Source organism: Paenibacillus sp. FSL R5-0914 (assembly GCF_038004525.1).
Classification (GTDB): Bacteria; Bacillota; Bacilli; order Paenibacillales; family Paenibacillaceae; genus Paenibacillus_AQ.
The window spans coordinates 132,549-146,502 of sequence record NZ_JBBORH010000004.1 but is presented as its reverse complement, the minus strand read 5'-3'; the positions used below and the strand labels follow the sequence as shown (position 1 = coordinate 146,502).

General features: G+C 36.8%; 7 protein-coding genes and 2 pseudogenes. 8 read left to right on the top strand and 1 reads right to left on the bottom strand.

Translation table 11 applies throughout. The annotated features are described in order from the left end of the window. The first annotated feature begins 22 nt into the window (after window positions 1-22). The 6 genes and pseudogenes from MKX60_RS29860 to MKX60_RS29835 all read left to right on the top strand — a co-directional run. Window positions 23-400, top strand: coding sequence for a PadR family transcriptional regulator (locus tag MKX60_RS29860; protein WP_280788550.1), 378 nt, complete (start codon window positions 23-25; stop codon window positions 398-400). A 17-nt stretch (window positions 401-417) separates the two neighbouring features. Further along, complete coding sequence (locus tag MKX60_RS29855) at window positions 418-1,095, top strand: hypothetical protein (protein WP_341061867.1); 678 nt, start codon at window positions 418-420, stop codon at window positions 1,093-1,095. 537 nt (window positions 1,096-1,632) lie between these two features. After that, entirely contained in the window at window positions 1,633-2,421 is a 789-nt protein-coding gene (locus MKX60_RS29850; RefSeq protein WP_341061865.1) for a hypothetical protein, read from the top strand. 195 nt (window positions 2,422-2,616) lie between these two features. Continuing rightward, window positions 2,617-2,955, top strand: coding sequence for a hypothetical protein (locus tag MKX60_RS29845; protein ID WP_341061864.1), 339 nt, complete (start codon window positions 2,617-2,619; stop codon window positions 2,953-2,955). Between the two features lie 37 nt (window positions 2,956-2,992). Next, window positions 2,993-3,160 carry a hypothetical protein gene (locus tag MKX60_RS29840; protein ID WP_341061862.1) on the top strand — a complete coding sequence of 56 codons (168 nt, stop codon included), beginning with the start codon at window positions 2,993-2,995 and terminating at the stop codon, window positions 3,158-3,160. Window positions 3,161-4,069: 909 nt separating this feature from the next. Then, window positions 4,070-4,242 (top strand): annotated as a pseudogene (locus MKX60_RS29835) (IS5/IS1182 family transposase); the annotation flags it as partial. Between the two features lie 1,255 nt (window positions 4,243-5,497). Here the strand turns inward: MKX60_RS29835 and MKX60_RS29825 are convergent. Next, window positions 5,498-5,803 (bottom strand): annotated as a pseudogene (locus tag MKX60_RS29825) (transposase); the annotation flags it as partial. A gap of 262 nt (window positions 5,804-6,065) precedes the next feature. Between MKX60_RS29825 and MKX60_RS29820 the strand changes: the two are divergent. Together MKX60_RS29820 and MKX60_RS29815 are read left to right on the top strand one after the other, a co-directional pair. Beyond that, window positions 6,066-7,901 carry a DNRLRE domain-containing protein gene (locus MKX60_RS29820; protein WP_341061858.1) on the top strand — a complete coding sequence of 612 codons (1,836 nt, stop codon included), beginning with the start codon at window positions 6,066-6,068 and terminating at the stop codon, window positions 7,899-7,901. Window positions 7,902-8,477: 576 nt separating this feature from the next. Continuing rightward, complete coding sequence (locus MKX60_RS29815) at window positions 8,478-13,931, top strand: RHS repeat domain-containing protein (protein WP_341061857.1); 5,454 nt, start codon at window positions 8,478-8,480, stop codon at window positions 13,929-13,931. Window positions 13,932-13,954 lie beyond the last annotated feature (23 nt).

The following is a 13,954-nucleotide window of genomic DNA, read 5'->3' as shown; positions in this document are numbered from 1 at the left end:
ATTATAGAAAGGATACAGACAAATGAGAAATACAGATAAGGTTGAAAAAGAGTCTACGCTTGGTTCAGTCGTTAAAGTTCAGCAAGTCATTGATTTCATGGTTCTGGCTGAGCTGCAGAAGGGCGAGCGTTATGGTAAACAAATTGACCAGGTTATTATTCAGGCTCTTGATGGCGTGGGCGTGAATGATTCCTACCTGTCACAGCGATTGAAGAAGTTAGCCGAGAAAGGCCATGCCACTAGTAGATGGGAAAACGATAACCGGTACAACCGCTACTATGAGATCACACCTTCCGGAGAAGAGTATTTTCAGCAGCTGCTACGAGAGTTACCGGAAAAAGTAAACATGGCCATCCAGGTTTATGAACGGTTCTCTAAAATCATGAAAAAATATGACTAATAGAAAGGTATGAGAGGATGGATAACTATCAGGAGATCATAGCTTCGCTGAAGGAGCGCTTTCCGGAAGGGACAGTAACACACCGAAAAGATAAGAAGGGGGTTTATATCCCCAATCAGGTCTATACAGATCGAATTGAGAATGCAACAGGCAGTGAGTGGGATAAGGAGATTAAGGAGCTGGATATTAGCGTGCCACATCGCTATGTAAAAGCGATCGTACAGATCCGTATTGGAACCTATTCTCGTGATGGCTACGGATTATCGATTATGAATGGAGATCCTGCTGCTGAGCCCAAGTTAATACGTACAGCGGTCGATCAGGCAGTCAATGAAGCTTTCATCGACGCGATTGATACTTATGAGATGGGATGGAAGGATCTCGCCCCCTACAAGCTTGAGGACTGGGCAGGGAACCCAGCGCTTGCACATTTACTACAGAGTGGACCACCTGCAGGAGTGGAGGATGGAGCCGCTCCAATGCAATCATTTGCGGTTTCAAACCATAAATGCCTGAAGTGTAAAGAAAATCTGACTAATGCCGAGTGGGAGCTGCTAGGAAGGATTCCGAATTTAAACCGCGAATCAATGGTATATTGCTTCGAAGATATACCGGCACATTTGAAACGCAAACTTCCGGAGCAAGTTTTGACTGACTTTGAAGAGAAGCGAAACAATGAAAGGAGAACGATATGATATCTTCTTTACTCATTTTAATAGCCTACTGTTTTTTTGCTACTAGTTTTTTCATACTTATCGCGGAAATATTTGATCATAAAGAAAAAAAGTGGATTAATTATTAGAAATTATGCATTGTCATGATACTTACCAATAGGAGTTAAAGAGTCTTAACTACCCATAATACTAATTAATATATTATTATATTAATATATATGAATGCAGATGTGTTATGAACGGTTCCCGCTCCTTTCACATCAACTGTAGAGTGGCCATCGTCTCGGTAATGGAAAAAGTCGATCTATAATTCGATTGGTACCAATCATAAATACCAGCAGTGTAAGACGGCAAAGTAAGATGCCAGGAAGGAACCCGAATCTAATCCGCGAATCTTTGGTATATTGCTTCGAGCATATACCGGCATTTAAATCACAAACTTCTGCAGCAAATTTTGACTGACTTTGAAGAAAAGCGAAATAGAGATTAAGAAATATTAGAAGTCTGACGTATCAATGTTTTTATACACTGCGTCCAGATTAAACCTCGGAGGTTACAATGAAAATGTTAACGAAATGCCCTATGTGCAATAGCTTTGAAGATGAAGCTGACGATCATTTGTATGAATTAGAATTAACTGAAGAAAAAGTTTATGAGTTTACTTGCAAAGAAGGTCATGAAAATGTTCTTGTTTTAAGAAATCATAGCTTTGAAATGCTTTTTGAAATGGGACTCTATGCATTAAACGACGGTTATTCTCGTGAAGCAGCAGCAAATTTCGCCGCTGCTATAGAGCGATTCCATGAATTTTCTGTTGCTGTTTTTGCCCAGGAACATGGGGGTGAGCAAAGCGATTCTTCGGACGTATTTAGAATTATTAACCAAACATTCGATGATGAGTATCAAAAGTCCTGGAAAGCGATAAGTAAACAGTCTGAACGACAATACGGTGCTTACATCATGCTATACCTTATTACATTTAAACGAACACCTATACTAATGAAAGATAAATATATAACCTTCCGTAATGATGTAACACACAAGGGGATATTTCCGTCTCGTGTAAAAACAGAAAAATATGCTCGTGCAACATTTGATTATATAAAGACAAAGCTTTTAGAACTAAAAACTATTGCTCCTAAGTCCGTTGATTATGTATTTTCTAAAGAGTTAAGAGACTTCAAAGAAGGGCAAATCGAAAGATATAATGGCAAAGTAGTTGTAGATTATCGAATAAATACTTCACTTCGTGTTGATTGTACACTTGAAGAAATAAATAATAAAAACTTCGATAGTGAATTAGAAGACGTAACTTCTTATCCCTTTTTCAAACGTGAAATTCGCTAAAAAAGAACCCAGTTTTATATTTTCTATCGTGACCACAACAGGTTCTATTATCTAACATTATCAATAGAGAGTATTGTTATGGAAAGTATATGGAGTTTTGTTATCTTTTCAAAAGAAGGAATAGAGCAAATTTCTAAAAATGTCGACGGGTCAACATTGCATGAGCCAAGATACTATTGAATAGGAGCGAGCATTATGTACGGGATCTGTAAAGTTTGTGGATACACTGATAACAACGCTTGCGTGTCAGAGAATGGTCCTTGTTATTGGTTGAATAAAGAACATGATTTATGTAGTGAATGTACTGAATGGCAGGGAGTTGATATTTCCAAAATCCCAAAGATTAATGATCAGTTGATTATTGAAGGTGAAAGTTATACAGATGGCCAAGAAGTTAGGGTTATCATGGGTTGGGCTAATGGAAATAAGATAATTTATTATATAAGTAATCCTGTGAACGGTTCAAAAATGAACGATTACAAAGAAGAAGAATGTAATTACCAAGATATGAAGGATTGGACACTTAATGAATAACCTAGTGTATTAAAAAGGGGAAAGTGAGGTATTAAATATGAAGAAAGAGAACGAACTTCAAAAACTTAAACAAGATAATCAAATTTATTATCCAGTATTCGAAATAAATGGTGAGGGCTGTTACGGGAGATTGGAAAATAAAAAGAGCGATTCAATCGTAGAAAAGAAAAGAAAAATTGAAATTGATCAGCAAGATACAAAATGAATAGGACGGTGTATTCATTGTGGCTGATTTATCTTTTTTAAAAGATATAGGAATCTTTTTAGCTCCATTCAGTGGAATATTCCCCCGGAAAAGCTTGAGTTTTTTGAACGAAATAGAAATCTTTTTTATGTTGCTGTTTCAAGGCCAAAAAAGCGGTTAGCATTACTTTTCACTCAAAAGCTATCTGATCCAGCAATTGAAACTCTGTCTACCTGGTTCGGAAAAGATTCAATCGAATTTTTATAAAAATGATTTGGCTAGCTTTAACAGTGTCAATTAGGTTTCTAATAAATAATGGTCATAAAAATACCTTATATGAAAAAATAGTAAAGAACTCGTCTATTCAAGGTAGGAGATTTAGAGCAAGATAATTTTTCTATATAACACTTACGAAACCATAACCTTTTTCTGTTTACCTTTAGGCTTTTCGTTGAGGAGCTGTTTTTCACCTTCAACGATGAACTTGTAGCCGATTTACTATTGTAAGCAATCCTGATTATCGTATGGCAGGAGATATTGGTGATAATCCGATAATTCATACGCTTAGTCTTGAGGTTGGTCACAATCCTATGTATTATGCCTTAACCACGATTTCGTTGTTATATTTGGTTAATGTACTTAGGGTAATTTCCGATAACATACTATCTGTAAAACCCTTCGCAGATCTTTCTTTCTGTATCTATATTTGCGACGAACTTTATAACATTTGGGAAAACTATACACTCCTAATCATCATAAACATCTTCACCGCCTTCTCTGTTTCCTTCTTATCTCACAAATTAGCTAATGGTGAAATCCTGCGAATTCATGAGCTTGAGTGAGAAAACTAAATCATATTGAGGGAGCTAATCATCTCATCTTTTTTTGTTGACGTACTAGACATCAACAGAGGCTCTAATTATTTTTGACAAGAGTAGATCCGCAGTCGAACGAGTAAATGCATACTGTTTCAATTAAACAACGTAAGGCACCGTTCAGGTCAGAAAGTGAGTCTGCATTTTACCCTCGCAACATTAGTTTACAACAGTATTAAGCTAGTCGTGGTTAGTGTGAACAAACAACAAAGAGCACAAGCAGCGTAAAATTTAAAATGGTATACGATTGCACTGGAGTAGTCTGTAATTTTTTAGCCAATAAATTATGAAATTGATTCATGTATTGATTTTTTTAATAAGTGGATGTAGTAGCAGCAATTCAACCGAAGAAAGAAGTAAATCAATGCTCTATGATTTCAGTGAACCGTTTAGATTTCCATTTGAAGTTAATGAAGTCGTAAGGAGATAGCAAGTATAATTCAATTCCTGTGTATTTATTGTTATAAGGATCTGTAATACAGCTATGACTTTCTTTTCTTATTACTGTCCAAACTATTTGAGTAGCTTATAGCATCATTGTAATTAGGATCTAAACTGTCTTCAATTATGTTGTTACTTGCAACACTTATTCCTAACCACTCGTCCTAAGAATCAAATAATAACTTACAAGTTAAATCAGACTCTCCTCCATTAAAATTACTTATTCAGAGTTCTAGGGTAAGGGTAGACAATGGGTCAACCTCTACACGTTGCCCTTGTAAGAAGTATTCGCAGATGTGAACTATAAGAATTCAATACTGTAGTTTACTGTAGATTATCGTAAATGATTAGAGGTTTTGTCGAATAGCTTGTAAAAAAATAGAAAATACACTATTTTTATATTGAATATAGAAAGAAGTAGAAGGAGGTAGAAGGAGAGTGTATATTTTTTGTATACATAAATAAGATTTACGTAAGCACGAATCTTTAAATGTAATCGCTTTCAATAAACGAAGGGTATCTAGTCCAGGAGAATACTGAATTCCGGGAAAGTGACGACAAGCTCGATCTTCGAACTAAAATTCTATTAAGTAAAATTCCAAATGTAAATGATCATTACGGCCAGTGATACTGTCGACGTGGATTAGCTCAAAAAGATTAGAACTCGCAGATTGCATAAAGGTAGAGAGCATCAGAAAAACCACAATGGATTTGGACAACTGTAAGGGCATTCAGGAATAAAGGCGAGAGCATATCACCCAATTTGTTCCATTTGTGCACATCTTCACATCACCCCAAGTGATTTTCACTCCCATGTCTCAATGTGGCTATGCCAATTCATTCCTTTTTTTCATCACATCTAACTAAGGGGGGAGGTCGGTTTTTCTAACGGAACGGGTCTAAGCCCTTTTGTTTAATGCCTCCCGATACTCCGTACTTCTTGTCCATCCTGCGAATGCATCTGCTGGCGAAATAACGCGATTAAGCTGTTTGCGGAAATTCTTTAACTGAACGCTACTCTTGACTAGACCAACAAGTTTGTAGTGGTGCAGGGCTCTAACATCCGGATTGGTCATGACCATACACATCGTCATGAGATAGAGAAAACGCCTTAGACGCGGGCGGACGCACTTGCTGAGTACTATTTTTCCGCGCCATTTCCTAGAGCTAGTCTCACCAAGTTTAGACCGGCATGACGAAGCAAGGCATTTCCGTGTGCGTAATCACTAAGATCACCAGCTTCTCCCAACATACCGGCTAGAATGGTAACATTTATACCTCGAATGGTAAGTAACTTTTGGGTATAGGGAATGCGCTCCAATACGATATGTAATTCGTGTTCAATCTGAGGAAACAGCAGAGCGTTTTTCATGATGGAGTTACCCCCTCATCCCAATATGTTGAAGCGCGGAAGGACCGGACGACTGTATTGAGGGTGAAAAAACACTTGAATAATTCATATATTATTTCAAAAAACGGTTAAGATAGCGTTTTCTTCGGATAGTATTATCGATTGATAATACTAACGAAGGGAAAATTTATATTTGAGTACTAAACTTGTTACACAAATCAAAAATTTCTTTACAAAAATTTAAAAAGGTGGCGAACAAATGAGGAAGCATACACTGAGCATCTCATTAATTTTTTTTTTGTTATTGCCAGTGACAGCCTTTTCTGAAGAAGGCTTATCATTCACTGAAACCCAAAAATCGGAGTCAGCAGTCAATTCCACGGTTTATTCTAACAATTTGTTTATTGATTCTCCTAATACTCCAGAAGAAGCTGGAAATCAAAGTAAGGAGAAGAAACGAGTAAAAGAACTAATTGAGAAACGAACAGCTAGTAGCAAGCATTTCTTAATGAATGATGGTACTTATGAAGTAGTTTTCTCTTCTAGTGATGTACATTACAAAGATGCGAAAGGGAAGTGGGAGGAAATTGATTCTGTTCTCGTTGACGAGATGCATATTGACTCCATTCATACGGATTCTTCAGCGGAAGTTTACCGAACTATACATAATGAGAATTCTGATAAGAATGGATACCGAGCCCTTAAATCTCCTTTTGATGTAAAAATCCCAAAAGATATCAGCAAAGGTTATTCAATAGGAAAAGATTATGACAGACTAACATTTATACCTATTAATGCTAAAAATAGCTTTGGAGTGGTAATGCCTGGATCTCCGGACCAAATTAAATATCGAAATGTTTGGGCGAACACAGACCTATCTCTAACACTGACAAGCACTGGAATTAAAGAGGATATTATTTTAAAAGGAGAAGGTTCTCCCGGCAAAATAACATTTCAGGTGCTGGGTGATTTGGATAAGAATTTTAACTCTGGCTCCTTGACCATACTCCCAGCATTCCTCGTTGATAAAAATGGGCGAACGAAACCAGTCAAGGTCACACAAAGGGAGCAGGGGGATAAGAAATTCATGGATTTTTCATGGGATATTAAAGGATTGAGCTATCCGATAACAATTGACCCAACGGTTACGATAAATACTTCAATGTACTCCACATATGTAAGAAAATCGCAACCTACAATGAATTTCCAAGCTGCTGCATATAGTTTGCCGGTTGAGAAGAGTTCCAATGATATCGCTGAAACTTATATTCAGTTCTCATTGCAAAATGTTCCTGTAAACGCTACTATTTCAAAAGCTCAAATAAATGCTTTCATAGAAAATTTTAACTTTAGCACTTCTGTTACACAGGTAAAATTAGAGTCAAGGTTAATATTTGGGGACACTTGGATATCCGGTACTACATGGAATACAAAGCCTTCACTCAACTATTATGAACCAGCTGCATCAAGCGTTTGGATATCCAAAACAAATTATGATGCAGGACAACGGAATATTAACTTTGATATCACTAATATAACAAAGAATAGCTATAACAACTCCAAAATTGTAAGTGTAGGCATTGTATGTGCGGCAGCGGCTCACACCAGTGGTTCCCTTATGACTGATAATATCCCAGGTTCTTTATCTTTAGGTAAAGTTTACAACCCTCTACAACTAATTGTTCAATATACAATTCCTACAATCGATACCACTCCACCTACAAAACCGACAAACTTAAGTGGGAAGTGTACCAATACTTGCAGCAATGTGCAACTGAACTGGAACCCCTCCACCGATAATGTGGGAGTTAGTCTCTACGAAATATACCAAGACGGGGTTTATATTGATTCGACACCGGCTAATCAAAATTCGTATACCGTCACTAATACAACCATAGGGAAGACATATACATTCTCTGTTCTTGCAAAAGATGCAGCTGGCAATAAATCAGAACCATACTTTCAAACAATTCTCCTTAGAGAAACCGTTCAGTATTTTTATGAGAATGGCCGATTACATCATATAATCCCTCAAAATGGAACCCCGAAATATTACATTTATGATTTGAATGGAAACTTAATTAAGATCAAATAATGAAAATCCCCGTAGCAAGCCTGATACGGGACGAGCATTTACAGAATCTACTGAAGAAAAGACTCGAAATCTTGTAGGTGGTGTCATTTACCTATTTACTGGGTGGACACTTCGGAAAATTGAATTTTGTTCAATATCAATAGTTCAGCTACGCTTACTAGTAATACACTATCATTACAGGTAGACACTAATACTTTGGGAACCCAATCGATAATATAGAGTAAATCGGATTTAGAATGTACAAAGTTCGTACCCACTAACAGGCGTAGCATTTGCATATTGGCAAGGAAACGATTTGGTTGTGTGTATTATGTGAATGGTGCAGCGGTTGATATTGATCTTGAGCAGCTCGGATGCCCTTATAAAGAGGGCTGTAACATTGTGAAAGAATAGGCTATTCGAATTCCTGTTCTAGTGAAAGAAACTAGCGGTTCACGCTACAAGCACGATTTTAGGTTTGCTCTTATATCTTGGCCGTGAAAATGAACAATCGCGTGTCTTCTTGTTTTCTACAAACGACTGACTTACAACACATCGCGTTTACAAAGATTCGTTTAATCTTAGGAGGAATTAGAATTGAGAAACAACCGTTTAATCCAGAGACTATTAATTATTATATTATGTGTAATAGTACTCTTACCTAATTACCAGATAAATGCAGCAGCTAGTAATCAAGGAAATAATATCAGTGATCGTTCTGCTGAAACTATTATTACTGATAATTATATGGAACCAAATAATACGGTACCTACAATACCGATCCCAAAAGATGTTATTTCAGCGGCCAATGCCGTTTATGGTTCTGAATTACCAAAAGAGTTAGCAGAAATAAAGGCATTGTCAATTCAAAGAAATACCCTGAAGGGATATAGACAAAGCCTTACCTCTACTCCTAATAGAGTTGATGATTTGAATAAGGAAGAAATTGAAAAACTCGTTTTGGCTGGAGCAAGTATAGTTGATGTTTATTGGATTAATTTAATTGTTAAAGAGTCCACACTAACACCAATGGATATATTGGATATCAAAAAAAACGGGGAGAAGACTTGGGAAGACATCGAAATCCAAATACGAAATAATGTTTTCGATTTACAATCCTCAGTTGAAGATACAGTATATCAGGATACTTTTGCGACAGAGTTCTCTTTGAATCCACTAACAGTTACGGATGATGTATATGACAAAACAATTTTGAAAGGTCAACTCGAAAAAAAATTAGAGACCCCGTTTATTACTAGTTTTGATTCCATTGTCAACAGTGTGTTTTATGGGTTAGCGACGCAGCAATTAATTAATCAAGCTAACAAGCAACAATATTCAGATAGAAATGCTTCTAGTGAATTGATTGACCCTGCTTCTGGATCTTTAACATGGAAAGAAAATGAAATCAGTCTGCCCGGAAGAGATGGTCTGGATCTCAATATAGGACTAATGTACAATTCCAATCAGTCATTCTCGTACATGAGAGACTATGAATCTTATGGGCAAATCAAAAAATATAATTATCTAATCTCGCGGTATGATTTAGGAATGGGTTGGTCTTTTCAATTTCCTTCCGTTCAGTTAGCCGATGGCTTTATATACTATCACGATGGACAAGGGGCAGTGTACCGGGTTGATTTTAACGGAAGTGATTCTTTAAGCAACTACACACATTTAGTAGGGTATCAAGGAAAAGACATGCAATTCATTCAAGATAATGGAACATTTAGTAATGGTCTAACAAGTTCAGCTTACTATTTACAATATAGCGATAAAAAGCGAGAGTACTTTGCTAGCGATGGTCGCTTGTTAGGAATCGTCGACCGATTTGGAAATACTATTAAGTTCGAGCATATAGATCGACTAACCTATGATGGAAAAACTAATAAAGTTATCTCTGCCATTACAGATAGCTTGGGGAGAGTAGTAACATTCAATTATGAAAGTAATCTAAATACGACGGATACGTTTAATGGAGAAAACATTGTTGTAAGTGTACTTAATACCAATGGTACTGAAGCGCAAAAGGTTACCTTGACTAAATGGAGAAGCTCAAGTACTTTTAATGGTGCTCCAGATGGATATGCACCTACTTTATGGAAGATAAAAGACCAAATAGGACAAGAAACATGGTTCGATTACGATAGTGCAAATTCTGCGAAGTTTCACTATACCCAAAAAGAAGTGAATAGTTACGCAGGTTATAATAGCTATCACAGATTAATTGGAGTCCATTATCCTATTTCAACGACTAATTACATATATGAACTTGTTACGAGAAATTTAGGTGTTTACGGCTTCGGAGAAGAGTATCGTATAAAATCTAGAAACGATATAGTGAAAAACACGTATAATCAGGTCAAATATACGTATTTGGGGGATTACACGGGATACTCTACTTATTCTGATCCAAATAATTTACCAGAAACATATGGATTTTCATCTACTTCTACAGTGCAGAGCACTTCAGCAACCAACGGATTATCAACAACTACACACTTTAATGGACTACAGCAGAATATAGCTACCATAACACAAGCGCCAAATGGTGAACGAAAAGAGGCACGTAATACAGCATTTCATTCAATATTCAAATATTTACCGACACGCACAACTAGCGCAGACTTTGCAGTTGGTGACAATGACAGCACTGCAAATACCTTGTATTCAGATATCTCCTACACCGACTGGGGAGCAGTTCAGAGTCAGACTCAACCCTTAACATTAAGTCAAATCAACGACTCCAATATTAAAAGTAAATTTACGACGTCATTAGACTATGAACCTAACTATCATTTTATAAAGTCAAAATCTTGGTACCAGAATGATTCCACTTATGTTACCGAAAATTATGAATACTACGATAACGGTCGAATAAAAAGCTATACAAATCCTAAACCTGAAATAACCAATTACACCTATGAATCAGTACCTGGTGATGCAGGGAAAATCAGTAAAATAATTGAAGAGAAATCCATAGAAAATGGTCTAGTATCTAGAGCGACAACGGTTTATGGACCTGATAGCAATTATGCTTACCCCACTGAAATAACCAACAACTTCACTAACATCTCCACTAGTGGTCAGGCAACGCCTTCTTTCGTCCAAAAAAAAATGAAATATGATATGAGCTCAGGTGCACTGAAGGAAGAAAGTGATCTGGATGGTAAGACAACGAAGTACACCTATGATCTATTAGGTAGGGTCAAAACCATTTCCTACCCAGCAATAACCAATCTAAACGAGGAAAAGTATGATGTTGAAGATCAATATAACTACACTCTAGGTATGTTTAAATCTTATTTATTTGATTCAGAAAATCAATCGCTTTATATGCTTCAGGTCAATTCCAAGCGGAAATACACGCAGAAGTCGAATGGAGAGATCACATATTTATCTGAGCAAAATCAGTATTACGATGGATTAGGTCTTCTGAGACTAGAAGAAACAGTGGATACAGGTGCAACAACCCAATACCATGTGGATGATTTATCCAGAGCCGTTTATGTGAAAGATCCTGTAGAGAACGTAACTACCGCAAAATATAATGCTTGGGGTCAGCAAAATGAGGCTGAAGATACTTATGGTAATTTGTACATTAGTGAGTATAATTTGAAGCTCCGTAAAGAGACGAAATACACGGTGGCGGCTTCTGGAGTTGAAGCTTATCGTAGAACGAACGATGCCACACTGAAGAGCAGTTATATAGAACAAAATTATGATCAATGGGGTAAATTACTCTCCAACGTAACGTATAAAGACTGGCCCATTCAAAATGTGTCTAATAAAATTTCCGAATCGTATAGTTATGATATTGCAGGCAATGTATTGACCTACACAGATCCGAACAATAACAAAAACGATGAGGGAGTGACAACAAAGTATACGTATGATACGTTAAATCGCTTAAATTCTGTAAAAGATTCGACGAATCAAATTACCCGTTACCAATATGATCGCAGCGGACAGATCATAAATACGACCATGCAAAATAGTAGTAATGGGCCAGTGGTCAGTCTAAAGAGTAAAGCGAATAATGAATTGGGATTACTCTATAACAAGAAAGATGCCGCGTCGCTCAGCGAGAGTCAAACCTATAATCAACTAGGGTTGCTTGCACAAAAAACTGATCGCAATGGTACGTTTTTTAGTTATCAGTATGATGAAAGAAATCAGGTAGTCATTAGTTTGCTCACGGGATCTGGAGGGAATACACAGCAAAATAAGAGTATCTTTGGGAGTAGTGGGATCAAAAATAATACCAAAGAACTTTATCTAAATGGAACAAAGGTATCCTCGCAAACAGAAACTATAGATAATTTGAAAAGAGTAACAACATTACTCTCTTCAAATACAGCAGACTACTCAGCTTCGACAGCATATGCCTATGATAAAGCAAATCGAACAACGAGGTTGACAGGTACACAAAGTGGGATAGGTAGCTTTTATGTCAATTATCAATACAGTTTGAAGCGCCTAAATAAAGTTCAAACAAACGGAAGTTCAATCATTAATAACGCAGCAACGGTGAATGCTACCTATGAGTATTTTCCAACAGGACAGGTAAAAACGATTACCTATCCGACCTTGGCAAATGGAACTGTATTAAAAACAGAGTATACGTATAATAGTTTAAATCAGATATGGACAATGAAAAATTCAAAAGGCACAGGTGTTCTCTCCTCATACACGTATCTTTACGACAACAACGGAAATATAACTACAGTGACAGAAACGTTAATGGATGGAACGGTTGAGACGACAATTTACGCATATGACAAATTAAATCGAATTTACAATATTACACGTCCTAATGGAGGTGGAACTACAACCTATGCTTACGATCTGCAAGGAAATCGACAAATTGTTTCGGATACGTCTTCTATCTCATCTGAATATACAGATACAAGCTACACCTATGACTTAAAAAACACACTAACTGGTGTTACAAAAAATAACACCACAACTACAATAAACTATTTACCTAGTGGGTTAAGATATCAAAAAACGAGCGGTACCCTAAAAACGCAATATAACTATAATGGGAATGGAGAGGTGATCTCAGAGACCAAAAGTAATGGACAGAGAGCAAACTACGTACGGGGAGATCGATTGCTAGTTAAAAAGGATGTTATCACCACAACTACAACGAAGGACTATTATTATTTATACAATGGTCACGGTGATGTGGTACAAATCTTAGATACAAATGGGAACGTTATTAATTCGTATTCTTATGATGCATGGGGGAACATTACGAACCAGACGGAAGGAATCGCTAACTCATTTAAGTATGCTGGGGAAATCTATGACGAAGAAACGGGGCTTTACTATCTGCGGGCGCGGTATTATGATCCCTCTATAGGGCGATTTTTAAATGAGGATACGTATGAGGGGCAGATTAATAATCCGCTTAGTCAGAATCTTTATACGTATGTTCTTAATAATCCTTTGATTTATTCTGACCCAAGTGGTCATAAAGTATATCTTATTCATGGTACTTTCTCAAATGGAGATACTTGGACAGACGACTTTGTGGATTATACTGAGGGTTTATTTCACGAAGATAGTGAGAAATTAAATTGGTCGGGTAAAGATTCTAATGATGCTCGCTCAGATGCAGCTAATGTGTTTGTGGACCAAGTGTACGCAGAGCATCAAAAAAACCCAGATGAGCCAATTAGATTAGTGGGTCATAGTCACGGAGGAAACGTAGCAATTATGCTGTCTAATTCATTGGCAAAAAAAGGCGTGAAGGTGGAAACTTTAATTACTATAGCAACTCCAGTAAGAGGATATAAACTTGAAACTGTGGTCGGGCAACATATAAATATGTATAATAATAGGGATATTGTCCAAAATCAACTGGGAGTCCCAAAGTGGAAAGTAATTTTAGGAGTTTCAGGTTCACGTAAAATGGATGGCGCTGATAACGTACGTGCCAAAGATGCCGAGAAAAATGGTACCAAGGTCGAAGCACATTCATCTATGCACAGCAATATAAGTATTTGGAATAAGTATATTAAGCCCATATTAAAGTTGAAATAATGTACAATCCAAACTCAAAAGGA